Below are 26,088 nucleotides of genomic sequence, written 5' to 3'. Positions count from 1 at the left end.
CGGTTGGTCACCGCGGGCCCTTGGGTGGCAGGGGGATCGCACCGTGCCGGAGGATGCGCTCGTGGCGACGGGATGGTGGGGTGCAACCCCACCCGCCGGAGGCCCCGCCCATGCCTGAGAGCGATGTCATTCCGCAGAAGCGGCTCGACCCCACGGGCTTCAAGCCCAACCCGCCCGCGCCCTTCGTCGAGCTGGGGCTCATGAGCGCGTTTTCCTTCCTGCGCGGCGCGTCGGAGGCGACCGATCTCGTGGAGACCGCCCATGTGCAGGGCTATGACGCCATCGGCATCGCCGATCTCAACACGCTCGCCGGGGTGGTGCGCTTGCATGCCGCCGCCAAGGCCGCCGGCATGCGCCCGCTCATCGGCTGCCGGCTGCAGCTCGTCTCCGGCGACGAATTCCTCGCCTACCCGAAGGACCGCGAGGCCTATGGCCGCCTCTCCCGCCTGCTCTCCAAGGGCAAGATGCGCGACGTGGAGGGCCGCTGGCAGGACAAGGGCGCCTGCGACCTCACGCTGAAGGATCTGGCGCGCCATCAGGAGGGGCTGATCCTCATCGCGCTGCCGGAGCTCGACCTTGCCCATTTCGCGGGCCGCCTCGCCGAGATGCGCCCGCACCTGCCGGGCCTCTCCCACATCGCCGCGCGCGTGGCCTACCGGGGGGATGACCGCGCCCGGCTCATCACCCTCGACAGGCTGGCGAAACAGCACGATCTGAGGCTCCTCGCCACCAATGACGTGCTCTATCACGCGCCCGCCCGCCGCCCCCTGCAGGACGTGATGACCTGCATCCGCGAGAAGACGACCATCACCCGCGCCGGCTACCTGCTCGAGGCCAATGCCGAGCGGCACCTGAAGAGCCCCAAGGAGATGATCCGCCTCTTCGGCGAGTACCCCGAGGCGATCCGCGCCGCGCGCGACATCATGAGCGAGATCACCTTCTCGCTCGACGAGCTGGCCTATGAATACCCCCGCGAGGTGATCCCGCAGAACATGACCCCGCAGGCCTGGCTCGAAGAGCTCACCTGGAAAGGCGCGGCGGAGCGCTATCCAGAAGGGGTGCCGCTGCCCACGCAGGCGGTGCTGAAGAAGGAGCTGGCGATGATCGAGAAGCTCGACATCGCCCGCTACTTCCTGACGATCCACGACATCATCCGCTTCGCGCGCCATGAGAGCACACCGCCGATCCTCTGCCAGGGGCGCGGCTCGGCGGCGAATTCCGCCGTGTGCTACGTGCTCGGCATCACCAGCGTCGACCCCGCGCAGCACCAGCTGCTGTTCGAGCGCTTCATCAGCGAAGAGCGCAAGGAGCCGCCGGATATCGATGTGGATTTCGAGCATGAGCGCCGCGAAGAGGTCATCCAGCATATCTATGCCAAGTATGGCCGCGACCGCGCCGGGCTTTGCGCGACCGTCATCCATTACCGCCCCCGGAGCGCCATCCGCGAGGTCGGCAAGGTCATGGGGCTGTCGGAAGACGTCACCGGCGCGCTCGCCAAGACCGTCTGGGGCAGCTACGCGCGGGCCGATGGGGCCAAGCCCGAGGAGGCGGGGGTGGACCTTGCCGACCCGCTGCTGCGGATGACCATCAAGCTCGCCGAGCAGATGGTGGGGATGCCGCGGCACCTGTCCCAGCATGTCGGCGGTTTCATCCTGACGGAGCGCCCGCTGACCGAGACGGTGCCCATCGGCAACGGCGCCATGCCCGACCGCAGCTTCATCGAATGGGACAAGGACGATATCGACGCGCTCGGCATCCTGAAGGTGGATATCCTCGCGCTCGGCATGCTCACCTGCATCCGCAAGGCCTTCGACATGATCGAGGCGCATCACGGCGAGCGGTGGACGCTGGCCAATGTCCCGCAGGAGGATGCGCGGGTCTACGACATGCTCTGCAAGGGCGACAGCATCGGCGTCTTCCAGGTGGAGAGCCGGGCGCAGATGAACATGCTGCCGCGCCTGCGCCCCCGGCAGTTCTACGACCTCGTCATAGAGGTCGCCATCGTGCGGCCGGGGCCCATTCAGGGCGACATGGTGCACCCGTACCTCCGCCGCCGCACCGGGGCGGAGGAGATCATCTACCCCTCGCCCGCCGCGCCGCATGACCCGGCCGAGTTGAAGAGCATCCTCGCCCGCACGCTTGGCGTGCCGATCTTTCAGGAGCAGGCGATGAAGATCGCCATCGAGGCGGCGGAGTTCTCGCCGAAGGAGGCCAACGAGCTGCGCAAGGCCATGGCCACCTTCCGCTCCGCCGGCACCATCGGGCTCCTGGAGGACAAGATGGTCTCCCGCATGGTGAAACGCGGCTATGAGGAGGAGTTCGCGCGCCGCTGCTTCGACCAGATCAAGGGCTTCGGCGAATACGGCTTTCCCGAAAGCCATGCGGCGAGCTTCGCGCTGCTCGTCTATGTCTCCGCCTGGCTGAAATGCCATTACCCCGGCATCTTCGGCGCCGCGCTGCTGAACTCGCAGCCCATGGGCTTCTACGCCCCCGCCCAGATCGTGCGCGACATGCGCGAGCACGGGGTCGAGGTGCGGCCCGCGGATGTGAACTTCTCGGAATGGGACACGACGATGGAGCCCGACGGCACCGGCTTTGCCGTGCGGCTCGGCCTGCGGCAGATCGGCGGGCTGAACCGGGAGGGCGCCGAGCGGATGATCGCGGGCCGCGACGCACCCTTCGAGAGCGTGGCCGAGCTGCAGACCCGCGGGCGCTGCAAGCCGGCCCTGATCCGCCGGCTGGCCGAGGCCGACGCGATGCGCTCGCTCTTCATCGACCGGCGGCAGGCGCTCTGGGAGGCGCGGGGCCTGAAGGAAGCGCCGGACCTGCCCCTCTTCCAGCCGGGGATGGACGAGGGACCCGAGCGCGTGGTGCCCCTGCCGCAGATGCCGCTCTGCGAGGCCGTGGTGGCCGATTACCAGACGCTGCGGCTATCGCTGAAGGCGCATCCGATGAGCTTCCTGCGCCGCAGCCTCGCCAAGCAGGGCTACCGCTCGACGGAGGATCTCGCCCGAATGCGCAACGGCCAGCGGCTGAAGCTGGCGGGGCTGGTGCTGCTGCGACAGCGGCCGGGCACCGCGAAGGGCGTGTGCTTCGTGACGCTGGAGGACGAGTTCGGCACCGCCAACCTGGTGATCTGGGAGAAGGTCTTCGCCACCTTCCGCAAGCAGGTGATGCAATCGCGCCTGATGGTCGTGCATGGCCGGGTGCAGCGCGACGTGGAGATCGTGCATTTCGTGGTGGAGCGGGTGGAGGACCGGACGGATGCGCTCATGCGCCTCGGCCCCGAGCGGCTGGCGCCGCCGCTGGCCCGCGCCGACGAAGCGGTGAAGCCGGTGCAGGGCTCGCGGCATCCCGGGGCGCATCACCCGAGGGATGCGCGGATCTTCCCGAAGAGCCGGGACTTTCATTGAGGCGCTGTGCGGGGAAGCTGGCGGCAGCGAAGAGGTATTTTGGTCAGATGAAAGGGGAGAAGTGGCCTCGCAGCTGACCACCGACGCCACATGCACCACCCTCGCCCGGCTGCCGCTACCGCGCTTTGTGCCCGCCACACCCCTCCCAGCCCCGAGCTCTGCGCCCAGCCCAGCCAGAGCGACAGCCCGCGGGGCGGGCCGGCGCTCGCCCGGCGCCTTCGGCGCGCTTACGGGCGTGGTGTGAAGCGGTGACGTGGCCCCGATGCTCGGAGAAATCGCACCCTCCGCCCCTCCCCGGCTTCACGAAAGCTCCACCCCACGTTAGACCGGCCCGAACACCAAACGAAGGACCGCCCCATGCGCCGCCATGCCCTGCTTCTGCTTCTCGCCCTTCCGCTCGCCGGCTGTGCCGCCGTGCCGCTGGGGGAGCAGGTGGTCGTGCAGAACACCGGCGAGGAGGAGTTCTTGAACCTGCGCGCCGGCCCCAGCCTCGGCTATTCCGTCATCCTCGGCCTGCCCGAGGGCACATTGCTGACCCAGCGCAGCTGCGTCACCGAGCTCAACCAGCTCTGGTGCCAGGTCTCTCTGGCCAACGCGCCGGGTGTGACGGGCTATGTCTCGGCAGATTACATCGCGCCGCGCTGATCCCCGCCGCCGCGACTCTCCCATGTCGCGTGACACAGCCCTCAGCCCCCCAAACGGGAACCCTTTGCCCGCCGCAGACGCTTAAGATTTGCACGGTGGCAATAAATTCGCCGCGCCGTCGCCTCTGCGACGGTTGTAAGGCGATGAGAACCATCACTAGAGTGAGGGCATGACAAACGCATCCGGCTACGATGAGATGTGGGGCATGGGGCAAACCCAATCGATGGGTGACATGGTGCAAAGCCAGTCGATGCCCATCCGCCCCCCCTACCAGAACCTCGACACCTGGATTCAGGGAGAGGACCCAGCGCGGCTCAAGAAGAAGCAGCGAGAAGCGGAAGAGATCTTCCGACTGACGGGGATCACCTTCAACGTGTATGGCCGGGCGGAGGCAGACGAACGCCTCATCCCGTTCGACATCATCCCCCGCATCATCTCGGGCCGCGAATGGGCCAAGCTCTCGAAGGGCATCGAGCAGCGGGTCCGGGCGATCAACGCCTTCCTGCATGACATCTACCACAGGCAGGAGATCATCCGCGCCGGCCGCCTGCCCATCGAGATGGTGGCGCAGAACGCCGCCTTCCTGCCGCAGATGATCGGCGTCACGCCGCCCGGCGGGGTCTATACCCATATCGTCGGCATCGACCTGGTTCGCACGGGCGATGACGATTTCTACGTGCTCGAAGACAATGCCCGCACGCCCTCCGGCGTCTCCTACATGCTGGAGAACCGCGAGACGATGCTGCAGATGTTCCCCGAGCTCTTCACGCAGAACCGTGTGCAGCCGGTCTCAACCTACCCCAAGAACCTGCACCGCTCACTCAGCGCCTGTGCCCCCACCGGCACCGATGGCCAGCCGGTCGTCGCGGTGCTGACGCCCGGCATCTACAACTCGGCCTATTACGAGCACGCCTTCCTTGCCGACAAGATGGGCGTCGAGCTGGTCGAGGGGCACGATCTGCGGGTCATCGACGGGCGTGTCGCGATGCGCACAACGCGGGGCTACAAGGCCATCGACGTGCTCTACCGCCGCGTCGATGACGACTTCCTCGACCCGCTGAACTTCCGCCATGACAGCACGCTGGGCATCCCCGGCATCTTCGACGTGTTCCGCGCGGGCGGCATTACCATCGCCAACGCGCCCGGCACCGGTGTCGCCGACGACAAGGCGATCTACTCCTACATGCCTGACATCGTTGAGTTCTATACCGGCGAGAAGGCGATCCTGCAGAACGTGCCCACGTGGCGCTGCGGCGAGCCCGATGCGCTGGCCTATGTGCTCGACAACCTCGCCGACATCGTGGTGAAGGAAGTGCACGGCTCGGGCGGCTACGGCATGCTCATAGGCCCGACCGCCAGCAAGAAAGAGATCGCGGCCTTCCGCGACAAGCTGCTGGCCAAGCCCGGCAATTACATCGCCCAGCCCACCCTCAGCCTCTCGACGGTGCCGATCCTCACCAAGGCGGGCCTCGCGCCCCGGCATGTCGACCTGCGGCCCTATGTGCTCGTCAGCCCCGAAGGTGTGACGATCACGCCCGGCGGCCTGACCCGCGTGGCGCTGAAGAAGGGCTCGCTCGTCGTCAACTCCAGCCAGGGAGGCGGCACCAAGGATACCTGGGTGCTGGAGGAATAGCAGATGCTGGGTAAGACCGCCGGCGGCCTCTTCTGGATGTCGCGCTATCTCGAACGTTCTGAAAACGCCTCGCGCCTCGTCGAGGCCGGCCAGCGCATCGCGCTGACCCGCTCGGCCAGCGAGGATGAGTGGCATTCCATCCTGCAGACTGCTGCCTGCTACGAGGGCTACAAGGAGAAATACGGCGAGGTCGTCACGCGCGACGCCGCCGTCGACTGGATGCTGCGCGATTCCGACAATCCCTCCTCGGTGTTGTCGGTCGTCGCCGCCGCGCGGCAGAACGCCCGCATGGTGCGCACCGCCATCACCCGCGAGGTGTGGGAGGCGGTGAACCAAGCGTGGATGACGCTGAAGACCGCCCTCGCCCGCAAGGTACCCGAGCGCGACCTGCCCGAAGTGCTGACGCTGGTGCGCCAGCGCGCCGCCTTCGTGCGCGGCGCCATGCACGGCACGATGATGCGCAACGATGCCTATGATTTCGCCCGCATCGGCACCTTCATCGAGCGCGCCGACTCCACGGCGCGGATTCTCGACGTGAAATACTACGTGCTGCTGCCCTCGGCGCTCGCCGTCGGCTCCAGCCTCGACAACGTGCAATGGGAGAGCATCCTGCGCTCGGTCTCGGCCGAGGGCGCCTATAGGATGACCTATGGCCAGGATGTGCGGCCGCGGGAGATCGCGCATTTCCTGATCTTCGACACGCGCATGCCGCGCAGCCTGGCCTTCTGCGCCAGCAAGCTGGTCGATAACCTGCACTATCTTGAGAAGGATTACGGCGAGACCAACCTGTCGCAGGGCCTCGCCGCCGAGCTGTGCTCCTGCACCGCCGGCAGCAATGTCGACCAGGTGGTCGAAACCGGGCTGCACGAGTTCATCCAGGATTTCCTCGGCCGGGCCGCCGCGCTCGGCAGTCAGATCGAAAGCGACTACCGCTTCCATGAGTGAGGGCCCATGCGTCTGAAAATCGCGCATACAACGCGCTACGACTATGACGAACCCGTCACCTACGCGCTGCAACAGCTGCGCCTGACGCCGAAGAGCCAGGCCTCGCAGACCATTCTGGGTTGGGAGACCGAGGTGAGCGGCGGCAAGCGCGAACTTTGGTTCGAAGATAGTCACCGCAACCGGGTGGATCTGATCTCGTTCGAGCCGGGCACCGATGTGATCGAGGTGCGCTGCTCGGGAGAGGTGGAGATGACCGAGACGCATGGCGTCATCGGCCAGCATGGCGGCTTCATGCCGCTGTGGATGTTCCTGCGCACCACTCCGCACACCACGGCCGGCAACGGCGTGCGCCAGCTTGCCGCCCGCATCGGCGGCAATGGCGATCTCGACCGGCTGCACCAGCTCAATTCCGCGATTGCCGAGGCTATCGCCTTTGTCCCAGGCCAGTCGGATGTGTCGTGGAGCGCGGAGGATGTCGTGGCCGCCGGCAATGGCGTCTGCCAGGATATGGCGCATGTGTTCATCGCCGCCTGCCGCTCGCTCAAAATCCCGGCACGTTACGTCTCCGGTTACCTTTTCATGGAAGAAGGCAAGGATCAGGACGCCGCCCATGCCTGGGCCGAGGCGCATGTCGAAGGGCTCGGCTGGGTCGGCTTCGACCCGGCGAACGACCAATGCCCCGACACACGCTATGTGCGCGTCGCGACGGGGCTGGACTACGGCGAGGCGGCACCTGTATCTGGCATGCGCCACGGCGCGGGCGGCGAGCGACTCACCGTCCATGTCGAGGTGCAGCAACAATAGCGCGGGGCCTGCGGGCCCCCGGGGAAGTTCGGGCACCTTAGAATGACATATTGCGTGGCGCTGCGGCTCGATCGGGGGCTGGTGTTCATGTCAGACACGCGCACCAATGCCGGGCTCGACAACATTTCCACCTTCCGGAAGATGTTCTTCTGGTCCGACGGCTCGGGCTGTGCGGTGACGCTTCTGGCAGCCGGCAATCTTGCCACCACGCAAAGCGTCGTCAGCCATATCGAAGAGCGCATGAAGGCCCCGGCAGACAGGGCGCCCTCAATCCTCTCCCTGCCCTCGATGTTTCAAGTGGCACGCATGGTGGGCTCGCTCCTGAAGGATGTGATTGCCGAGCATGCCGAGGCCGGCCAGCGCGCCGATGCCGCCTTCAACGCCTCGATCATCGTCGGGGGCCAGATCAAGGGGTCGGAGCCGCGGCTCTTCCTGATCTATCCCGAGGGGAACTTCATCGAGGCGGGCGACGACACCCCCTGGTTCCAGATCGGCGAGGTCAAATACGGCCGGCCCATTCTGGTGCGCACCTTCCGGCCAGAGATGAGCTTCGCCGAGGCAGCAAAGCTGCTCTATGTCAGCTTCGATTCCACGATAAAGGCCAACCTTTCCGTGGGCTTGCCGCTCGATATGCAGCTCTATGAAGAGGGCAGCTTCAGCCCCTCCGACATTCGCCGGATCGAGGCGGACGATGCGACCTATCTGGCCATCAGTGAGATGTGGAGCGAGGCGCTCAAGAACGCCTTTGTCGACCTTCCGGAAGTGCAGGTCGAATAGGGCGGCAGCCGAGCCGCCGCCCCTTTCCGATCAGCTCATCGCCTGGCGGGCCTTGGCTTCGAGCCGGGTGGAGACGCTCTCCACCCCCGGCCCGGCCGCCTTCGGCACGATGCGGTAGAAGGCGTTCACGAAGCAGAACACCGCGAAGCCCAGAAGGCCGATGCAGAGCACGCCCACCAGCAAACGGCCATAGGGCTGCGCATAGAGCCAGTCGAAGGCAGAGCCGACGCCGCCGGCCTGGCTCGGATCATGCTGGAGGGCCGCAAGGGCGATCAGCAGACCGATGATGCCGATGACCACGCCCTGCGCGATCAGCCCGGCCTTCAGCACGATGTTCGCCTTCAGCGTCACGGGGTTGGCGCGCAGGTGCTCAAGGTATTTCTCGCGCACGCCTTTGACGATGTAGTAGATGCCGGCGCCGATGGTGATGAGGCCCGCGATGCCCACCGCCCAGACGCCGCCTGGCTTGGACATGACCGTCGACAGCATGCCGGAGCTTCCGCCACCGCTACCGGATGACGAGCTGGAGATCAGCGCTGTCACGGCGATCAGGCCGATACCGAGGTGGGCGAGGCCGGTCACGGTCATTCCCAGCCGGGCGATGATGCCCTTGCCGCCGGTGCCGTAGGCCTCGAGATCCCAGATGGCATCGACGATGCGCCAGATGAAATAGGCCAGCATTCCCAGTGCGATGAGCACCAGCACAGCCGTGCCCCAGCCATTGTCGAATTGCTCCAGCACCTCGCCGGTGCCTTCGGCCTGGCCGCCGTTGATGATCGAGACGATCCCGGTGCCGGCGACCACGAGGTAGACCAGCCCGCGCCCGCTGTATCCGGCCCGCATAAAGGGTAGAGCCCAGCGGAAGTCGTCGGGTTCGGTTTTCGCGAGGATCTGCTGGCGCGTGTCACTAAGACTGGTCATGGCTGCTCCCGGTTTTGTGAAAGGCCAATGCGCTCCGCAGCCGATGGTTCCGAACCCTCCCTTTCAGCCGAGCCCGGTCAGCCTGTTCAGCAGTGCCGCGCAGCGCGCCAGCTCGCCGGGGTCGATGCTCTCGTCGGCTTTGTGGGCATCGCTCATCTCGCCGGGGCCGCAGACGACGCTGGTCAGGCCCGCATCCGCGAAGACCCCTGCCTCAGTGCCATATGCCACCGTGATGGGGGCGGGATCGTCCAGAAGGCCGGCAAGGCGGGCGATGGCGGGGGCCGACGGGTCGGCGGCGAGGCCGGGATAGGCGGAGACCTCCTCCAGCGTCACGCCGTCCGGCACACGCACCCGGCCCAGGATGTCGGCGGGCGTCTCCGCCGCCAGATGTCGGATCTCGAAGGCAACCTCGGCCCGATCGGGCACAATGTTCAGCGCGGTGCCGCCCGCCATAGTGCCAGCGTGGATCGTCGAGAACGGCGGATCGTAGGCCACATCGCGCGCGCCCTGCTCGGCCAGCTCAGCCTGCGCGTCACGCAAGGCCAGCACCAGCTCCGCCGCGCCGTGCAGAGCGTTGCGGTGATAAGGCGCGCGCGAGGAATGCGCCGCCTCGCCCAGGGCCACGGCGCGATAGGCCGCCTTGCCCTTGTGCCCGGTGCAGAGCCGCAGCCCGGTGGGCTCGCCGACCAGCACCAGCTCGGGCCGGCCGAGCGTTGGGATGACCTGGCCGATCATCTCGGCGATGCCGCGGCAGCCGATCTCCTCATCCCAGCTGAGCGCGAGCGAGAGGGGGGCTGCGGGCGGCGCCGCGCCGGACCGCTCGGCCAGCGCCAGGGCGCAGGCGAGGAAGCCCTTCATATCGGTCGCGCCCCGGCCCTGCAGCCGGTCGCCGCGCTCGACAAGCCGGAAGGGGTCGCTCGTCCACCCCTCGCCGACGGGGACGACATCGGTATGGGCCGAGAGCATCAGCCCGCCCTCTCCCTCACCCAGCTTCGCCAGCAGCCCGAAGCGGCCCTCGGCCTGCGCGGCGACGCGCGTCACCGCAAAGCCGGCACCGCGCAGCAGCGTCTCTGCCAGCTCGATCACGCCGCCATTCGGCCCGCCGGTGACGCTGGGCTCAGCCACCAGCCGCTCCAGAAGCTCGATTTCCCGCATCTCTAACCCTTCAGTTATCCGCGCCCGGGGCGCGACATTCTCCCGCAGGGCGGCGCCCCGGTGGCGGGCCTTTCCACGCCCCATGATCCGTGTAATAGGGAAGCGCCAAACGAAACCACCCCAAGGAGAGCGGTGATGGAGATTCGTGAGGCCCTCACGTTCGACGATGTGCTTCTGGTGCCGGCCGCCAGCACGGTGCTGCCCTCAACGGCGGACACCCGCACCCAGCTGACCAAGAGCATCGCACTCAACGTGCCGGTGGTCTCCTCAGCCATGGATACGGTGACCGAAAGCCGCATGGCCATCACCATGGCGCAATCGGGCGGGCTGGGCGTGATCCACCGCAATCTCGACATCGCCGAGCAGGCGGCTGAGGTGGCGCGGGTCAAGCGCTTCGTCTCCGGCATCGTCTACAACCCCATCACCCTCAGCCCCGATCAGACGCTGGCCGACGCCAAGGCGATGATGGCGCGCTATTCGGTCACCGGCTTCCCGGTGGTCGGCGCCGATGGCCGCGTGATTGGCATCGTCACCAACCGCGACATGCGCTTTGCGCAGGACGACGACACCCCGGTGCGGGTGATGATGACCTCCGATAACCTCGCCATGCTCACCGAGCCGGCCGATCTGGAAGAGGCGCGCAGCCTGATGAAGGCCCGCCGCATCGAGAAGCTGCTGGTGACCGACGGCAGCGGCAAGCTCACCGGCCTGCTGACGTTGAAGGACAGCGAGCAGGCGGTGATCAACCCCGTCGCCGCCAAGGACAACCTCGGCCGCCTTCGCGTCGCCGCCGCCTCCACCGTGGGCGACGCGGGCTTCGAGCGTTCCGAGGCGCTGATCGATGCCGGGGTGGATGTCGTGGTGATCGACACGGCGCACGGCCACTCGGCCGGCGTGGCGCAGGCAGTCGAGCGGCTGAAGAAACTCTCGAACGAGGTGCAGGTCATCGCGGGCAACGTGGCGACTGCCGAGGGCACCCGCGCGCTGATCGGCGCCGGGGCGGATGCCGTGAAGGTGGGCATCGGGCCGGGCTCGATCTGCACGACGCGGATGGTTGCCGGTGTTGGGGTGCCGCAGCTGACGGCGATCATGGATTGCGCGGGCGCCGCCGGCGACGTGCCGGTGATCGCCGATGGCGGCATCAAGTTCTCGGGCGATTTCGCCAAGGCCATCGCGGCCGGCGCCTCTGTCGCCATGATCGGCTCGATGGTCGCGGGCACGGATGAGAGCCCGGGCGAGGTGATCCTCTACCAGGGCCGCAGCTTCAAAAGCTACCGCGGCATGGGCAGCCTCGCCGCCATGGCCCGCGGTTCGGCCGACCGCTACTTCCAGAAGGACGCCGCTAGCGACAAGCTGGTGCCGGAGGGCATCGAGGGCCAGGTGCCCTACAAGGGCTCGGCCACGGCCGTGGTGCACCAGCTCGTGGGGGGCCTCCGCGCTGCCATGGGCTATACCGGCTGCGCCACTGTGGAAGAGATGCGCAAGAATGCCAGCTTCGTGCGCATCACCGGCGCAGGGCTGAAAGAGAGCCACGTTCACGACGTGCAGATCACCCGCGAAAGCCCGAACTACCGGATCGGCTGAGCGCGGCCCCCTGCCCTGCGGTCAATGCGCCGCAGGGTGGCGGCTTGCGAAGCGGGCGCAGGGCCGCTCTAGTTGGCCGGTGGTTCAAGGAGCGACGCGATGCCAGACAATCCGCCCATCTTCGACGGTCACAACGACCTGCTCTTGAACCTCGCGCTCGGGCGCTCGAGTGTGGCGAAAGTGCGCGACGGCGGCGGGCCGACGCAGGTGGACCTGCCGCGCGCCATGGCCGGCGGCTTGGGCGGCGGGCTGTTTGCCATGTTCGCACATGACCCCTCGCAGAGGCCCGATTTCAACCAGATGGCGGGCGAGGGCTATGACATGGCCCTGCCGGACATCATGGATGAAGGGCTGGCGCTGCGCGGGATCGTGGCGCAGGCGGCGATCTTTGCCGAGCTCGCGGCGGCAGGCGTGATCCTGCCCTGCCGGACGGCGGGTGAGATCGAGGCCGCGCTGAAGGCGCCGGCGATGGCGGCGGTGCTGCATCTGGAAGGCGCCGATTGCATCGACCCGGAGTTCCGGACGCTGCATCTGCTGCACGAGCTGGGGCTGCGCACGATGGGGCTTGTCTGGAGCCGCAAGACCCGCTGGGCCGAGGGCGTGCCCTTCCGCTTCCCCTCCACTGGCGACACCGGCCCGGGGCTGACGGAAGAGGGTCGCGCCCTGGTGCGGGAGGCGGGGCGGCTGGGGATTGCGCTCGATCTCAGCCATCTCAATGAGAAGGGCTGTGACGATGTGGCGGCGATCTCGGGCAAGCCGCTGATCGCCAGCCATTCCTGCGCCCATGCGCTGAGCCCCCATGCGCGGAACCTGACGGACCGGCAGCTGGATCAGATCGCCGAGACGGGCGGGCTGGTGGGGCTGAACTTCGCGCGGGCCTTCTTGGCGGAAAACGGGCAGATGGGGCCGGATGTGCCGCTGACGGTGATGATCCGGCATCTGGATCACCTGCTGGAGCATCTGGGCGAGGATGGCGTGGCGCTCGGGTCGGATTTCGACGGGGCGGCGGTGCCGAAGGAGATCGGCGACGTGGGCGGCCTGCCGGCGCTGGTGGGGGCGATGCGGCAGGCGGGCTATGGAGAGGAGCTTGTGGCGAAGATCTGCCATGGGAACTGGGTGCGGGTGTTGCGCGAGAGCTGGGGGCGCTAACTCGCCGCTCCCTTGCGGGCGCGTCTCGTGGCAAGGCCGGGGCCAGCCCCCGGACCCCCGGGATTTTTGGGAGCAAAGACTGGGGGTTGGAGAGCGCGCTCGGCTGAGGTCTAGGCTGCGCTTAGGACTGGCGGGGTGTCGGCGCTAGTTGCTGGTGAAGTGCCAGGTGCCCTGGCCGAGGAGTGGGGCGGCTCTCTCTGTCGTCAAATTGGAGCGGGACATGCTGATGGGCGTGCGGAGGCCGGCGATGCCCTCCGGTGCGATCTGCAGGGCACGGGCGGAGATTTGAGGGTCGGCCAGCGCTTCTGGGACGCGGTTGATGGGGCCGCCGGGGACGCCGGCGGCGCCGAGAGCCGCGATGAGATCGGCGCGAGAGCGCAGGATCGTGGCGGCGGAGAGCGCGGCGGCCAGGGCTTCGCGGTTGGTGACGCGGTCGCCGTTGGTGGCGTAGGCCGGATCGTCTGCCAGGGCGGCCAGGCCGAGGACGCCGCAGAGCGCACGGAATTGCCGGTCGTTGCCGCAGGCGATGATCAGGTGGCCGTCTGAGGCGGGGAAGACCTGATAGGGCACGATGTTGGGATGCGCATTGCCGAGGCGCTCGGGCACCTGCCCGCCGATCAGCCAGTTCGCCGCCTGGTTCGCCAGCACGCCGACGCCGGTGTCGAAGAGTGACAGGTCGAGCTGCTGGCCGAGGCCGGAGCGGGCGCGCTCCGCCAGCGCCGCCTGCACGGCGATGGTGCCGTAGAGGCCGGTGAAGAGGTCGATCCAGGCGACGCCGACCTTCTGGGGCTCGCCGGTGGGCTCTCCCGTCAGGTCCATGATGCCGGACATGCCCTGGATGAGGAAATCGTAGCCGGGCTGGGCGGCGCGCGGGCCGGCCTGGCCGAAGCCGGTGATGGAGGCATAGACGAGGCGGGGGTTGGTGGGGGCGAGGCTCTCGTAGTCGAGGCCGAATTTGGCGAGGCCGCCGACCTTGAAGTTCTCGATCAGCACATCCGCGTCGGCGATCAGTGCCTTCAGCCGCGCCAGATCCTCCGCCTTGCCGAAATCGCAGATGACCGAGGTCTTGCCGCGGTTGGTCGCGTGGAAATAGGCGGCGACCTTTTCGGTACCGCCCTGCCCGTCATCGCGCTCCAGAAACGGCGGGCCCCAGCGGCGGGTGTCGTCGCCCTCGGGCGCCTCGACCTTGATGACCTCGGCGCCGAGATCGGCCAGCGTCTGCCCCAGCCAGGGGCCAGCGAGGATGCGCGCGAGTTCGACGACCTTGAGGCCCGCAAGGGGGGCGTCTCGGGGCGCCCCCCCGAAGTCTGCCGCCCCGCTCATCCGAACGCCTGGATGCCCGTCTGCGCCCGGCCGAGGATAAGCGCGTGCACGTCATGGGTGCCCTCGTAGGTGTTCACCGTTTCCAGGTTCTGGGCGTGGCGCATGACGTGGTATTCGATCTGGATGCCGTTGCCGCCGTGCATGTCGCGTGCCATGCGGGCGATGTCGAGCGCCTTGCCGCAATTGTTGCGCTTGATGAGCGAGATCATCTCCGGGGCGAAGCGCCCCTCGTCATAGAGATGGCCGACGCGGAGGGCCGCCTGCAGGCCGAGGGCGATCTCGGTTTGCATGTCGGCGAGCTTCTTCTGGTAGAGCTGGGTGGCGGCCAGCGGACGCCCGAATTGCTTGCGGTCGAGCCCGTAGCTGCGGGCGCGGTGCCAGCAATCCTCCGCGGCGCCCATGACACCCCAGGCAATGCCGTAGCGCGCGCGGTTGAGGCAGCCGAACGGTCCGCCCATGCCTTCCGCATTGGGCAACAGCGCCTCTTCGCCGACCTCGACGCCCTCCATCACGATCTGGCCGGTGACAGAGGCTCGGAGGCTCAGCTTGCCGTCGATCTTGGGCGCGCTCAGCCCCTTCATGCCCTTCTCCAGCACGAAGCCGCGCACCTTGCCGCCATGAGCCGCGCTCTTGGCCCAGACGACGAAGACATCGGCGATGGGGGCGTTGGAGATCCAGGTCTTGGTGCCGGTGAGGCGGTAACCGCCGTCGATCTTCTCGGCACGGGTCGCCATGCCGCCGGGGTCGGAGCCGGCATCGGGCTCGGTGAGGCCGAAGCAGCCGATCCATTCGCCGCTGGCGAGCTTGGGCAGGTACTTCGCCCGCTGCTCTTCGGAGCCATAGGCATGGATGGGGAACATCACGAGCGAGCTCTGCACCGACATCATCGAGCGGTAGCCTGAATCCACCCGCTCCACCTCGCGCGCGACCAGCCCGTAGGTGACATAGCCGGCGCCGAGGCCGCCGTATTCCTCGGGGATCGTCACACCCAGCAGGCCGGCTTCGCCCATCTCGCGGAAGATGTCCGGGTCGGTCGTCTCATCGAGATAGGCGCGCTGCACCCGGGGGGCGAGCTTGTCCTGCGCGAAGGCGCGGGCGGCATCGCCGATCATCCGCTCGTCTTCCGACAGCTGGCTGGAGAGGAGGAAGGGGTCGTCCCAGACGAAGCTTTCGCCCTTTAAACCGGCCATGATGCGCTCCCTGTTGATCTCGCCTATCCATGGCCCGAGGGCGCGCGCGGCGCAAGCCGGCCCGGGGCCTTGTCCCTGCGTCGCGAGCGGGCCAGTCTGCCCCGGCAGCGATCGGAGGGCCGGCATGGCGGTGGAGAGGACAGACGCGCTCGTGGTGGGCGCGGGCCAGGCGGGCATCGCGATGAGCGAACATCTCAGCCGCCAGGGCATCGAACATCTGGTGCTGGAGAAGGCCGACGTCGCCGAGGCCTGGTCGAGCGGGCGCTGGGATTCGCTCGTCACCAACGGGCCGGTCTGGCACGATTGCTTCCCGTCGATGCCCTTCGAAGGCGACACCGAACGCTTCGCCCCCAAGGAAGAGGTGACCGAGTACTTCCGCCGCTACACGCAGATGATCGGGGCCCCGATCCGCACCGGGGTGGAGGTGCAGGAGGCGGTGCCGCTGAAAGGCCAGCGCGGGTACCGGGTGACCACCAGCGAGGGTGAGATCGAGGCGCGGTTCGTCATCGCGGCGACGGGCGCGTTTCAGGTGCCTGTACTCCCGCCGCTGGTGCCGGAGGACGCGGTGACGCAGCTCCATTCCAGCCAGTACCGCAACCCCGGGCAACTGCCCGAGGGCGGCGTGCTGGTTGTGGGCGGCGGCGCCTCGGGCGCGCAGATCGCGGAGGAGCTGTTGCAGGCGGGCCGCCGGGTGCATCTGTCGCTCGGCGAGCACGACCGGCCGCCGCGCCGCTACCGGGGGCGCGATTTCGTCTGGTGGCTGGGCGTGCTCGGCTATTGGGACCTGCACGCGAAAGAGGGCGACAGCCATGTCACCATCGCCGTCAGCGGGGCGGACGGCGGGCGCACCGTCGATTTCCGCCGTCTGGCGCAGGAGGGCATGGTGCTGCACGGGCGGACGGATCGCTTCGAGGACGGCGTGATGCATTTCCGTCCCGATCTGGCGGCCAATCTGGCGGCGGGGGACCAAAGCTATCTGAAGCTCCTCGCCGAGGCCGACGCCTATATCGAGGAGATGGGCCTCGACCTGCCCGAAGAGCCCGAGGCGCGGCAGATCACGCCCGACCCGGCTTGTGTGACCGAGCCGGTGCTGGCGCTCGATCTGGGCAAGGAGGGTATCACCAGCATCCTCTGGGCCACGGGCTTCAAGCAGGATTTCAGCTGGCTGAAGGTCGACAGCTTCGACGAAGCCGGCAAGCCCCGGCACAGCCGCGGCATCTCGAAGGTGCCGGGCATCTACTTCCTCGGCCTGCCCTGGCAGACACGGCGCGGCTCCTCCTTCATTTGGGGCGTCTGGTACGACGCCTCCTACATCGCCGATCACATCGCCAAGCAGCGCGGCTATCTCGATTACGAAACCCCGCGCCCGCAGCAGGAACGCGACCCGCAAAGGAGCTGAGCCCCAATGGCCCACACCCGCATCCGCCCCTTCAACACGAAGGACACCTATCCCGAGCAGCGGCTCGACAACGATCTGGCCCAAGGCGTCGTCGCGACGGGGCGCACGGTGTACCTGCGCGGGCAATGCCCGCAGGAGCTGGACACCGGCGAGAACATCGCCAGCCACGACCCGGCCGAGCAGGCGCACAAGGTGATGCAGAACATCCGCCAGCTCATCGAAGAGGCGGGCGGCGAGATGGAGCATCTGTGCAAGCTTGTGGTCTACCTCACCGATGTGCGGCACCGCGAGCCAGTGTACCGGGTGATGGGCGAGTACATCCGCGGGGTGCATCCGGTCTGCACCGGGTTGGTGGTCGTCGCTCTCGCCCGACCGGAGTGGCTGGTGGAGATCGATGCGACGGCGGTGATCCCATGACGTTTTCCATCGTGGCCCGCTGCGCGACCACCGGGCAGCTCGGCATGGCCATCACCTCCTCCTCCCCAGCCGTCGCGGCACGCTGCGCTTTCGCAAGGGCCGGCGTTGGGGCGGTGGCGAGCCAGAACGTCACCAACCCCGCCTTGGGGACTGCGGTGCTGGACGGGATAGAAGGCGGCCTCGATGCGACGGCGGCGGTGATCGCCGCGATGGCGGAGGAGCATTACCCGGAATACCGGCAGGTGCTGGCGGTCGATGCGGGCGGCCACACCTCGATCCACTCGGGCGCCAAGGCGCTGGGCATCTGGGCCTCGGCCTTCGGGCAGGATTGTGCGGCGGGGGGCAACCTGCTCGCCAATGACGGTGTGCCTGCCGCGATGGTCGCGGGGTTCGAGGCGGCGAAGGGCGCGCTCGGCGACCGGCTGATCGCGGCGATGCTGGCCGGGTTGAAGGCGGGCGGAGAGGGCGGGCCGGTGCATTCGGAGGGAATGCTGATCGCCCATGAAGAGGCATGGCCCTATGCCGAGCTGCGCTGCGACTGGGTGGAGGAAGGCCCGATCGAGGCCATCGCCGCCGCCTGGGAGGTCTACAAGCCGCAGGTCGAGGATTACGTGCTGCGGGCAAAGAACCCGGGCGGAGCGCCATCGTATGGTGTGCCGGGGGACGATTGAGGCCGGGGCCGTAGGGGCTCTGCCCCCTCCACCCGATGGCCCGCGGTGACCAACCGCGGGCCGCGCCCGACCCGCCCCACGGGCGGGCGTCCGGCGATGCCATTCACAGCTTAAAGCTCGTCCGGGGCTTCAGGGATAAACCGCGCAGCTCAAACCTTCCGTCCGCCCACCCACGGGCCGGGCGCGACCCTTGCGAGGGACGGGAGCGATAGCGCCAAGCGGCAGGAGGGCCCCATCCCCTCCCCTGACGCATCCTGCCTGCCGCGCGCCGCTTGCAGGCGATTGCGGGCGGCGGGGCGCGTGCTTAGTGAGGGCGGCAAGCTCAGGAGATGCCCATGGCCGCCCAGGACCCCCTCGTCGTCTTCATGCCCTCGGGCAAGCGGGGGCGCGTGCCGGCCGGGACGAAGGTTCTCGCCGCGGCCCGCTCGCTCGGTGTCGACCTCGATTCCGTCTGCGGCGGGCGGGGCATCTGCTCGAAATGCCAGGTCTCGCCCAGCTTCGGCGACTTCCCCAAGCTCGGGCTGACGGCGCGGGATGGCGCCCTTTCGCCCATCAACGCCGTCGAAGAGCGCTATGACCGCATCCGGGGCCTCAAGCCCGGTCGCCGCCTCGGCTGCCAGGCCGAGGTGCTGGGCGACATGGTCATCGACGTGCCGGCGGAAAGCCAGGTGCATCGCCAGGTCGTGCGCAAAGAGGCCGACGCCCGCCCCATCGTCATGAACCCGGCCACCAAGCTGGCCTATGTCGAGGTCGCCGAGCCCGACATGCATGTGCCGACCGGCGACTTCCAGCGTCTGGCTGAGGCTTTGCGCGCCGAATGGGGTGTCGACAAGGTGACGGCCCCCCCGCCCCTGATGGCCCGCCTGCAGACGGCTTTGCGCAAGGGCGAGTGGAAGGTCACCGTCGCCCTGCACAAGGGCCACCGCGACGAGGCGTATCGCATCCTCGACATCTGGCCGGGCTTTCACGAGGGCCGGCTCTATGGCCTGGCCATCGACCTCGGCTCCACCACCATCGCCGCGCATCTGACCGATCTGCGCGACGGCACCGTCAAGGCCTCTGCCGGCGTGATGAACCCGCAGATCCGCTTCGGCGAGGATCTGATGAGCCGCGTCTCCTACTCGATGATGAACGAGGGCGGCGCCGCCGAGATGACCCGCGTCGTGCGCGGCGCCCTCTCCGAGCTGGCGGCGGCGCTGGCAACAGAGGCCGGGATCGCGCCGAAGGACATCCTTGAGGCGGTGATCGTCTGCAACCCGGTGATGCACCACCTGCTCCTGGGCATCGACCCGGTCGAGCTCGGCCAGGCGCCCTTCGCGCTCGCCACCTCCGAGTCGCTCTCGCTCGATGCCGCTGAGCTGGGGCTGACCGGCATGGCCGAGGCGGCGCGTCTGTTCGTGCTGCCCTGCATCGCGGGCCATGTGGGCGCCGATGCCGCCGGCGTGGCGCTGGCCGAGCGGCCCGACCGCGCCGAAGAGCTGACGCTGATCGTCGATGTGGGCACCAATGCCGAGATCCTGCTGGGCGACACGCACGGCGTCCTCGCCTGCTCCTCCCCCACCGGGCCGGCCTTCGAGGGCGCGCAGATCTCTTCCGGCCAGCGCGCCGCCCCCGGCGCCATCGAGCGGGTCGAGATCGACCCCGCCACCAAAGAGCCGCGCTTCAAGGTGATCGGCTGCGACCTCTGGTCGGACGATCCGGGCTTCCCCGAAGCCATCGCCACCACCGGCGTCACCGGCATCTGCGGCTCGGGCATCATTGAGGCGGTGGCCGAGATGCGCATCGCCGGCCTGCTGGATGCGCGCGGCCTCATCGGCTCGGCCGAGGCGACGGGCTCTGACCGCATCGAGCCGCAGGGGCGCACGCATGCCTATCTCATCCATGACGGCACGGCGACCGGCGGCGCCCGCGTGCTGGTCACGCAAGGCGACATCCGCGCCATCCAGCTCGCCAAATCGGCGCTCTACGCCGGCGCCCGCCTGCTGATGGACGAGCGCGGGGTGGATGCGGTGGACAAGGTGGTGCTCGCCGGGGCCTTCGGCGCGCATATCTCTCCGAAGCACGCCATGGTGCTGGGCATGATCCCCGATGCGCCGCTGGACAAAGTGGTCAGTGCCGGCAATGCCGCCGGCACCGGCGCGCGGATTGCCCTCTGCAACGTTGGCGCGCGAGCCGAGATCGAGCTGCTGGCGCGGCAGATCACCAAGATCGAAACGGCCCTCGCCCCGCGCTTCCAGGAGCACTTCGTCGCTGCCAACGCGATCCCCCATGCCACCGCGCCCTTCCCCAACCTCACCAGCCTCGTCACCCTGCCCGATGTGAACTTCAACGCCGGCGGCGGTGGCGGCGGGGCCGAGGGCGGGCGGCGGCGGCGCCGGGGCTGAGCCGGCCCCCGCCGAGCAGGCGGCGGGCTATTCTCAAGCCCCGCCCCGCTTGATAGAACATCGCGAGGCCGGGCGGCATAAGCGCCCCACCGGCCAGGCAAGCGGGCAAGGCGCCCGAAAAGATCGACAACGAGCGGGCAGCAGACATGGACGGCACCGATACCATCGAGACGAGCACCTATGCCGAGAAAATCCGGCTCGTCATCTGGGATCTCGACGAGACCTTCTGGCAGGGCACGCTCGAAGAGGGCGACATCACCATACCGCCGGAGAACATCGAGATCGTGAAGACGCTCGCCAAACGCGGCATCGTCAGCTCGATCTGCTCGAAGAACGACATGGCCCGCGTGAAGGCCCGGCTGGAGCAGGACGGCCTCTGGGAGTGGTTCGTCTTCCCCGCCGTCGGCTATTCCAACAAGTCAGGCATGATCCAGGCCACGATCGAGGCCATGGGCCTGCGCGCTCCGAGTGTGCTGTTCCTCGACGATAACAGCTTCAACCGCGGCGAGGCGCGCGAGCTGGTGCCGGGGCTCAACGTCGACGACGAGAGCGTCATCCCCACCCTGCTCGATCACCCGAACCTGAAGGGCAAGCCCGACGAGGAGATGAGCCGGCTCGACCGCTACCGCATCCTGCAAACCAAGCACGATGCCATCACCACCTCTGACGCGCCGATGGAATTTCTGCGCAGCTGCGAGATTCGCGTGTCGTTCCACTTCGACATCCTCGATCAGTTCGACCGCATCCACGATCTGGTCAACCGCACCAACCAGCTCAATTTCACCAAGAACCGCTGGGATGAGGACGTGAACGTCGCCCGCGCCGCCTATGAGAAAGACGTGCGCGATTCCCACACCAACCACGCCGTCTACGTGAAGGTGCGCGACAAATACGGCTATTACGGCATCTGCGGTTTCTACGAGACGGTTAAGCCGAACCGGCTGCGCCATTTCCTGTTCTCGTGCCGGGCGCTGAACATGGGCGTCGAGCAGTTCGTCTACCAGCAGATCATGTTCCCGCCGCTGAAGATTGCCGAGCCGGTCGCCGGCAAGCTGGAGAAAGAGACCCTCGTCGACTGGATCACCGTCGTCGAGGATGCCGAGGCCGAAGAGACGCCTCAGGCGCAATCCGACCTGCGCGTCTGCCTCCACGGGCCCTGCGAGCTGGCGCAATCCACCCATTACCTGCGGCCTTATTTCCGCACCGAGGAGGAGTTTCAGTACCCCTCCGCCGGATGGGGCATCAAGCGGCCGATGCTGCGCAACCTCATCCTGAAGGACGAACTGGCCGAGGCCCGCGTGAAGTCGAAGAAGGCCCTTGGGCTGAGCGACAGCTTCGCCGGCATCGACTTCGCCGCCTTCGGCTCGCAGCTCTTCGAGGGTGGCGCCGATGTGCTGGTGTGGAGCTTTTCGCTGGAACAGACGGTCAAGCTGTACCGCAACAAGCGCACCGGGCTGGTCTTCCCGATCTCCATCGACAGCTTCAATAGTGAGGATTTTACCACCTATCCCTTCGAGGAGGTGGCCAAGGTGCGCCCCGTCGCGGCCGAACAATACGCGGAAGTGGCGGCGAATTTCGACTATGTCGGCGAAGGCGTCGACCTGTTCCAGCAGGATCTGGCCAAGCTGCGTGCCAAGCTCGAAGCCACGAGCAAGCCGATGATCGTTATCGACCTCTACGACGACGTCGAGACGATCGACCGCGCCAAGTACCGCCAGAACGGCGAAATCAACCGCATGGTTCACGCCGCGCTCGACGGCTGCCCGCTGGTCCATTTCGTCAGCATGCGCGATTGCGTCACAGGCAAGAGCGACGAGGTGGGCATCAACCACTTCAAGCGCGATGTCTACGTCGCCCTGGCCGACCTGATCCGCGCCAAGATCGCCGAGATCGACCCGGTGGCAGAGGCCCCTGCCGCAGCGCCCGAAACAGCCTCTCCCGAGGCGAAGACGGGACTTGTCGGCAGGCTGCGGGGAGTGATAAGTCGAGCGGCGCGGCGGGTATGATGTAATGGTAGCCTGTCAGCTTCCCAAGCTGAACGCGCGGGTTCGATTCCCGCTACCCGCTCCAATTCTCCCTCTTCCAATCTGAGCCTGCGGGCGCCGTGCTGAAGCGCAGCTGCGCGCTTTGGCTGCAGTGCCGGGGAATTGCATTTCTTCGTAGGGAACGATTAACCTTTTCCCGGTGCTGGAAGGAAGCAGGACGATGACCGACATTCAGGAAGCCCAGGAAAGAGCGCTGCGCGAGTTCACCCGCCAATGGTGCGAGCGCGACAACAAGATCGCCGCCATCAGCTATGGCGCGACGTTCCTCGCCTATTTCGTGTCCTTCTTCGGCGCCGTCGCCCTGGCCCTCGCCGGCAATTGGTGGCTGGCCGCCCCGCTCATCATCGTCAACGCTTTCGCCGGCGTGCGGCTATACGTGCTCGAGCATGATTGCGGGCACTACACGCTCTTCCAGACGCGGCGGCAGAACGACATCGCCGGCATCGCGCTGAGCTTCTTCACGCTGACGCCCTACCGGGCCATGCAGTACAATCACAATCGCCACCACGCGCACTTGGGCAACCTCGACATGCGCGACACCGGCGAGATCTACACGATGACGGTGCGCGAATGGGAAGAGGCCGGCCCGATCAAGCGGATCGCCTACCGGACGCTCCGCAACCCGCTGTTCCTGCTGCCCATCGGCGGCACCCTCACCTACGCGCTGCGCTACCGCTGGCCGAAGAACACCATGAAGGTCGGCTGGCAGGGCGTGATGGTGCAGAACCTCGGGCTGGCGGTGTGGCTGGGGGTTATCTGGCTGATCGGCGGCTGGACGGCGCTGGCCGTCTACGGGATCACCGTGGTGGTGGCGGCCATCCTTGGCGTCGCGCAGGTCTACCTGCAGCACAATTTCGAGCACACCTACTGGGACCGCAAGCCGACGCTGAAGCCGCGCATCGCCGCGCTCAAGGGCTCCTCGGCGCTCGATTTCGGCCATTGGTGGGATATCGCCACGGCGAACATCGCCTATCACGACCTCCACCACTTCAACGCCAACGTCCCCTCCTACCGCCTGCGCAAGTGCCACCTGGCCGCCCGCGAGCAATTCCACCTGCCCACCATCGAGCCGCGCGAGGCGCTGTTCTGCTTCAGCCTGAAGCTCTGGGACGAGGACAAGAAGGTGCTGGTGCCCTTCCCCAACGCGGTGTGGGAGCGGGCGCGGCCGGCGGGCGGGCAGGCAGCGGCCTGACGTTGGCGCTTGTGGAGAGGCCGGGGGGCCAGCCCCGTCGCCATTGGTGCTTGAACCAATGGCGCACTCAATGGCGACCCCCCGGGATATTTGGAAGTCGAAGGGAGGGGGCGCCGGGATGGGGCCCCCTCGGTCGTTCTAGGCGCCGTTCTGGCGGAGGAAGGTGACGAGGCCGGCGGTGGAGCCGTCTTTGCCCGTGGGCTCTTCCTTGCCTTCGACGATGGGCTGCAGAGCCGTCGCCAGCTCCTTGCCGAGTTCGACGCCCCATTGGTCGTAGGAATTGATACCGAGGATCGTGCCTTCCACGAAGACGCGGTGCTCGTAGAGGGCGACGATCTGGCCGAGCATCTCGGGCGTCAGCTGGGGATAGGCCAGCGTCGTGGAGGGGCGGTTGCCCGGGAAGACGCGGTGTGCCGCCTGCCGCTCCAGCTCGTCGCCGGAGAACTTGGACGCCACCTTCTCGCGCGCCTCGTCCAGCGAGCGGCCGCGCATCAGGGCCTCGGACTGAGCGAGGCAATTGGCGATGAGGAGCTGGTGCTGGTGGTGCAGCTCGGGCTCGTGTCCCTCGGCGGCGATGAGGAACTCAGCTGGCACCACGCGGGTGCCCTGGTGGATGAGCTGGTAGAAGGCGTGCTGGCCGTTGGTGCCGGGCTCGCCCCAGACGATGGGGCCGGAATTGGTGGCGAGCGGCTCGCCATCCATGCTGACGCTCTTGCCGTTACTCTCCATCTCCAGCTGCTGCAGATAGGCCGGCAGCCGCCCGAGGCGGTTGTCATAGGGCAGCACGGCGCGGGTGGCATGGCCGCAGATCTGGTTGTGCCAGATCCCGACGAGCGCCAGCAGCGCCGGCATGTTCTCGTGCCAGTCTGCCGTGCGGAAGTGATTGTCCATCGCCTGGCCGCCGCGCAGGAAGGCGCGGAAGGCCTCGGGGCCGATGGCGATCATCAGGGAAAGGCCGATCGGCCCCCACATGGAATAGCGCCCGCCCACCCAGTCTTCGAAGCCGAAGACACGCGAGGGGTCGATGCCGAAGTCGCTGGTCTTGTCGACCGCCGAGGAGAGCGCCGCGAATTGCGCGGCGGGCTCGGAGACCGTCTCGCTCATCCAGGCGCGGGCGGTGCGGGCGTTCGTCATCGTCTCGATGGTGGTGAAGGTCTTGCTGGCGACGATGACCAGCGTGGTCGCCGGGTCGCAGGCGCGCAGCACCTCGGCGATGTCGCCGGGGTCGACGTTGGAGACGAAATGGCAGCGCGGCCCGTCGGCATAGGGCGAGAGCGCCCGGTAACCCATGGCGGGGCCGAGGTCGGAGCCGCCGATGCCGATGTTGATCACATCGGTGATCTGCCCGCCCTGCCCCTTGAAGGCGCCCGAACGCACGTCATCCGCAAAGGCTTCCATCCGCTTCAGCACGTCCAGCACACCGGGCATGACGTCTTCGCCGCCCACCATCACCGGGCCGCCATCGAGATTGCGCAGCGCGGTGTGCAGAACGGCACGGCCCTCGGTTTCGTTGATCGCCTCGCCGGTGAACATGGCCTCGCGCCGGTCGGCGACCCTGGCCTTGCCGAGCAGATCGATCAGCAGGCCGAGGCCCGCCGCGTCGATATTCGTCTTCGAGAAATCGAAGAGCATGCCCAGCGCCTTGAGCGAGAAGTGCTCCGCCCTGTCGTCGCCCGCATCGAAGAGGCTCTCGATCCGGCGGCTCGACACCGCGTCGTGATGGGCCTTCAGTTCATCCCACATGGGGCTCTCCTTGCTCATGGCGGGGCGCCTATTCGGCCCAATGCACGGTGGTGCCGCGCAGGATGGCGGCCACGGGGGCTTCGTCGGCGCTCATATGGCGGGCCTTCTCCAGCGCCTCGCGCTTGGCGGCGCCCTTGATGAGCAGGTGCCGGTTCATCGCCTGGTTGAGCACGCGGGCCGAGAGCGTGATGCGCGGCTCGGCAGCGCCGGGCGCCCGCATGGCGACCAGCGTGGATTTGCCGTGGAGCGCCTCGTCAAGCTGGTCGGCGCCGGGAAAGATGGACGCGACATGCATGTCTTCGCCCATGCCAAGCACGACGGAGGTCAGCGGCAGCGCCGCCTCGACATCCTCGATCAGCGCCGGCAGCCCCTCTTCCGGCGTCTCGGTATCGGCGCGCAGCTGCACCATCCGCGCCGCGGCCGCGTGGCCGGTGAAGAGCCGTTCGCGCAGCAAGCGCGTGTTCGAACGCGGCGAGCTTTCGGGCACCCAGCGTTCATCGGTCAGCATCACGTCCACCCGGTCCCAGGCGAGCTGGGTATCGGAAAGGGCATCGAAGGCCGGCCCGGGCGTGGTGCCGCCGGGCACGGCGACGGAGACGCGGTCGTTCTGCTCCAGCCCGCGGCGCAGCTCGCTGGCCAGCCGGTCGGCAAGGGAGATCATCATGATCTCGACGTCGGGGTAAGTTACCAGTTCCATG

At 67.7% G+C, this 26,088-nt stretch carries 20 protein-coding genes and 1 tRNA gene; 15 read left to right on the top strand and 6 right to left on the bottom strand.

Going from position 1 to position 26,088, the window contains the following annotated elements:
• The first annotated feature begins 110 nt into the window (after positions 1 to 110).
• From ACXN5S_RS09635 to ACXN5S_RS09610, 6 genes are all read left to right on the top strand, one after another.
• Positions 111 to 3,413: an error-prone DNA polymerase gene (locus tag ACXN5S_RS09635; RefSeq protein WP_458605215.1), complete on the top strand. Its 3,303-nt coding sequence runs from the start codon at positions 111 to 113 to the stop codon at positions 3,411 to 3,413.
• 357 nt (positions 3,414 to 3,770) lie between these two features.
• Positions 3,771 to 4,058: an SH3 domain-containing protein gene (locus ACXN5S_RS09630; protein WP_458605214.1), complete on the top strand. Its 288-nt coding sequence runs from the start codon at positions 3,771 to 3,773 to the stop codon at positions 4,056 to 4,058.
• A 232-nt stretch (positions 4,059 to 4,290) separates the two neighbouring features.
• Positions 4,291 to 5,691, top strand: a complete 1,401-nt coding sequence (locus tag ACXN5S_RS09625) for a circularly permuted type 2 ATP-grasp protein (protein WP_458605399.1) — start codon at positions 4,291 to 4,293, stop codon at positions 5,689 to 5,691.
• Positions 5,692 to 5,694: 3 nt separating this feature from the next.
• Complete coding sequence (locus ACXN5S_RS09620) at positions 5,695 to 6,636, top strand: alpha-E domain-containing protein (protein WP_458605213.1); 942 nt, start codon at positions 5,695 to 5,697, stop codon at positions 6,634 to 6,636.
• 6 nt (positions 6,637 to 6,642) lie between these two features.
• On the top strand, positions 6,643 to 7,440 hold the full coding sequence (locus tag ACXN5S_RS09615) for a transglutaminase family protein (RefSeq protein WP_458605212.1): 798 nt from the start codon (positions 6,643 to 6,645) through the stop codon (positions 7,438 to 7,440).
• Between the two features lie 42 nt (positions 7,441 to 7,482).
• Positions 7,483 to 8,217 (top strand): peptidase, encoded by a 735-nt coding sequence (locus ACXN5S_RS09610; RefSeq protein WP_458605211.1) that lies wholly within the window; start codon positions 7,483 to 7,485, stop codon positions 8,215 to 8,217.
• Between the two features lie 30 nt (positions 8,218 to 8,247).
• Here ACXN5S_RS09610 and ACXN5S_RS09605 read toward each other — a convergent pair whose 3' ends face one another.
• Together ACXN5S_RS09605 and ACXN5S_RS09600 are read right to left on the bottom strand one after the other, a co-directional pair.
• Positions 8,248 to 9,138: a DUF1206 domain-containing protein gene (locus tag ACXN5S_RS09605; RefSeq protein WP_458605210.1), complete on the bottom strand. Its 891-nt coding sequence runs from the start codon at positions 9,136 to 9,138 to the stop codon at positions 8,248 to 8,250.
• Positions 9,139 to 9,201: 63 nt separating this feature from the next.
• Entirely contained in the window at positions 9,202 to 10,293 is a 1,092-nt protein-coding gene (locus ACXN5S_RS09600; protein WP_458605209.1) for a M20/M25/M40 family metallo-hydrolase, read from the bottom strand.
• 135 nt (positions 10,294 to 10,428) lie between these two features.
• Here ACXN5S_RS09600 and guaB point away from each other — a divergent pair, with 135 nt between their 5' ends.
• Complete coding sequence (guaB, locus tag ACXN5S_RS09595) at positions 10,429 to 11,877, top strand: IMP dehydrogenase (protein ID WP_458605208.1); 1,449 nt, start codon at positions 10,429 to 10,431, stop codon at positions 11,875 to 11,877.
• A gap of 99 nt (positions 11,878 to 11,976) precedes the next feature.
• Positions 11,977 to 13,026, top strand: coding sequence for a dipeptidase (locus ACXN5S_RS09590; RefSeq protein ID WP_458605207.1), 1,050 nt, complete (start codon positions 11,977 to 11,979; stop codon positions 13,024 to 13,026).
• A 144-nt stretch (positions 13,027 to 13,170) separates the two neighbouring features.
• Here the strand turns inward: ACXN5S_RS09590 and ACXN5S_RS09585 are convergent, their stop codons facing one another.
• Both ACXN5S_RS09585 and ACXN5S_RS09580 read right to left on the bottom strand, forming a co-directional pair.
• Positions 13,171 to 14,349, bottom strand: a complete 1,179-nt coding sequence (locus ACXN5S_RS09585) for a CaiB/BaiF CoA transferase family protein (RefSeq protein WP_458605206.1) — start codon at positions 14,347 to 14,349, stop codon at positions 13,171 to 13,173.
• The gene (locus tag ACXN5S_RS09580; RefSeq protein WP_458605205.1) at positions 14,346 to 15,539 is read right to left on the bottom strand and encodes an acyl-CoA dehydrogenase; all 1,194 of its coding nucleotides are present in this window, start codon (positions 15,537 to 15,539) and stop codon (positions 14,346 to 14,348) included. The genes ACXN5S_RS09585 and ACXN5S_RS09580 overlap by 4 nt, the downstream gene beginning before the upstream one ends.
• A gap of 124 nt (positions 15,540 to 15,663) precedes the next feature.
• Between ACXN5S_RS09580 and ACXN5S_RS09575 the strand changes: the two genes are divergently transcribed.
• The 7 genes from ACXN5S_RS09575 (at position 15,664) to ACXN5S_RS09545 (ending at position 23,647) form a co-directional block, all read left to right on the top strand.
• Entirely contained in the window at positions 15,664 to 16,938 is a 1,275-nt protein-coding gene (locus tag ACXN5S_RS09575; RefSeq protein ID WP_458605204.1) for a flavin-containing monooxygenase, read from the top strand.
• Between the two features lie 6 nt (positions 16,939 to 16,944).
• Positions 16,945 to 17,355: a RidA family protein gene (locus ACXN5S_RS09570; protein WP_458605203.1), complete on the top strand. Its 411-nt coding sequence runs from the start codon at positions 16,945 to 16,947 to the stop codon at positions 17,353 to 17,355.
• Positions 17,352 to 18,026 (top strand): DUF1028 domain-containing protein, encoded by a 675-nt coding sequence (locus tag ACXN5S_RS09565; RefSeq protein ID WP_458605202.1) that lies wholly within the window; start codon positions 17,352 to 17,354, stop codon positions 18,024 to 18,026. The genes ACXN5S_RS09570 and ACXN5S_RS09565 overlap by 4 nt, the downstream gene beginning before the upstream one ends.
• 335 nt (positions 18,027 to 18,361) lie before the next feature.
• Positions 18,362 to 20,410, top strand: coding sequence for an ASKHA domain-containing protein (locus ACXN5S_RS09560; protein WP_458605201.1), 2,049 nt, complete (start codon positions 18,362 to 18,364; stop codon positions 20,408 to 20,410).
• A gap of 146 nt (positions 20,411 to 20,556) precedes the next feature.
• Positions 20,557 to 22,416: a hypothetical protein gene (locus ACXN5S_RS09555; protein ID WP_458605200.1), complete on the top strand. Its 1,860-nt coding sequence runs from the start codon at positions 20,557 to 20,559 to the stop codon at positions 22,414 to 22,416.
• Positions 22,407 to 22,480 (top strand) — tRNA-Gly (locus ACXN5S_RS09550). The genes ACXN5S_RS09555 and ACXN5S_RS09550 overlap by 10 nt, the downstream gene beginning before the upstream one ends.
• Before the next feature lie 135 nt (positions 22,481 to 22,615).
• Positions 22,616 to 23,647 (top strand): fatty acid desaturase, encoded by a 1,032-nt coding sequence (locus ACXN5S_RS09545; protein WP_458605199.1) that lies wholly within the window; start codon positions 22,616 to 22,618, stop codon positions 23,645 to 23,647.
• Between the two features lie 138 nt (positions 23,648 to 23,785).
• On the opposite strand, the gene pgi is transcribed toward ACXN5S_RS09545, so the two are convergent.
• The gene (gene pgi / locus ACXN5S_RS09540) at positions 23,786 to 25,408 is read right to left on the bottom strand and encodes a glucose-6-phosphate isomerase (RefSeq protein WP_458605198.1); all 1,623 of its coding nucleotides are present in this window, start codon (positions 25,406 to 25,408) and stop codon (positions 23,786 to 23,788) included.
• A gap of 10 nt (positions 25,409 to 25,418) precedes the next feature.
• Positions 25,419 to 26,087, bottom strand: a complete 669-nt coding sequence (pgl, locus tag ACXN5S_RS09535) for a 6-phosphogluconolactonase (protein WP_458605197.1) — start codon at positions 26,085 to 26,087, stop codon at positions 25,419 to 25,421.
• Between the last annotated feature and the right edge of the window lies 1 nt (position 26,088).

Source organism: Pseudoroseicyclus sp. H15 (assembly GCF_054353345.1).
This window is presented reverse-complemented; position numbering and strand designations above follow the sequence as displayed.

Coding starts and splice junctions, on each gene's coding strand:
- ACXN5S_RS09635 (WP_458605215.1), top strand. CDS start 111: ATGCCTGAGAGCGATGTCATTCCGCAGAAGCGGCTCGACCCCACGGGC.
- ACXN5S_RS09630 (WP_458605214.1), top strand. CDS start 3,771: ATGCGCCGCCATGCCCTGCTTCTGCTTCTCGCCCTTCCGCTCGCCGGC.
- ACXN5S_RS09625 (WP_458605399.1), top strand. CDS start 4,291: ATGGTGCAAAGCCAGTCGATGCCCATCCGCCCCCCCTACCAGAACCTC.
- ACXN5S_RS09620 (WP_458605213.1), top strand. CDS start 5,695: ATGCTGGGTAAGACCGCCGGCGGCCTCTTCTGGATGTCGCGCTATCTC.
- ACXN5S_RS09615 (WP_458605212.1), top strand. CDS start 6,643: ATGCGTCTGAAAATCGCGCATACAACGCGCTACGACTATGACGAACCC.
- ACXN5S_RS09610 (WP_458605211.1), top strand. CDS start 7,483: ATGACATATTGCGTGGCGCTGCGGCTCGATCGGGGGCTGGTGTTCATG.
- ACXN5S_RS09605 (WP_458605210.1), bottom strand. CDS start 9,138: ATGACCAGTCTTAGTGACACGCGCCAGCAGATCCTCGCGAAAACCGAA.
- ACXN5S_RS09600 (WP_458605209.1), bottom strand. CDS start 10,293: ATGCGGGAAATCGAGCTTCTGGAGCGGCTGGTGGCTGAGCCCAGCGTC.
- guaB (WP_458605208.1), top strand. CDS start 10,429: ATGGAGATTCGTGAGGCCCTCACGTTCGACGATGTGCTTCTGGTGCCG.
- ACXN5S_RS09590 (WP_458605207.1), top strand. CDS start 11,977: ATGCCAGACAATCCGCCCATCTTCGACGGTCACAACGACCTGCTCTTG.
- ACXN5S_RS09585 (WP_458605206.1), bottom strand. CDS start 14,349: ATGAGCGGGGCGGCAGACTTCGGGGGGGCGCCCCGAGACGCCCCCCTT.
- ACXN5S_RS09580 (WP_458605205.1), bottom strand. CDS start 15,539: ATGGCCGGTTTAAAGGGCGAAAGCTTCGTCTGGGACGACCCCTTCCTC.
- ACXN5S_RS09575 (WP_458605204.1), top strand. CDS start 15,664: ATGGCGGTGGAGAGGACAGACGCGCTCGTGGTGGGCGCGGGCCAGGCG.
- ACXN5S_RS09570 (WP_458605203.1), top strand. CDS start 16,945: ATGGCCCACACCCGCATCCGCCCCTTCAACACGAAGGACACCTATCCC.
- ACXN5S_RS09565 (WP_458605202.1), top strand. CDS start 17,352: ATGACGTTTTCCATCGTGGCCCGCTGCGCGACCACCGGGCAGCTCGGC.
- ACXN5S_RS09560 (WP_458605201.1), top strand. CDS start 18,362: ATGGCCGCCCAGGACCCCCTCGTCGTCTTCATGCCCTCGGGCAAGCGG.
- ACXN5S_RS09555 (WP_458605200.1), top strand. CDS start 20,557: ATGGACGGCACCGATACCATCGAGACGAGCACCTATGCCGAGAAAATC.
- ACXN5S_RS09545 (WP_458605199.1), top strand. CDS start 22,616: ATGACCGACATTCAGGAAGCCCAGGAAAGAGCGCTGCGCGAGTTCACC.
- pgi (WP_458605198.1), bottom strand. CDS start 25,408: ATGAGCAAGGAGAGCCCCATGTGGGATGAACTGAAGGCCCATCACGAC.
- pgl (WP_458605197.1), bottom strand. CDS start 26,087: ATGGAACTGGTAACTTACCCCGACGTCGAGATCATGATGATCTCCCTT.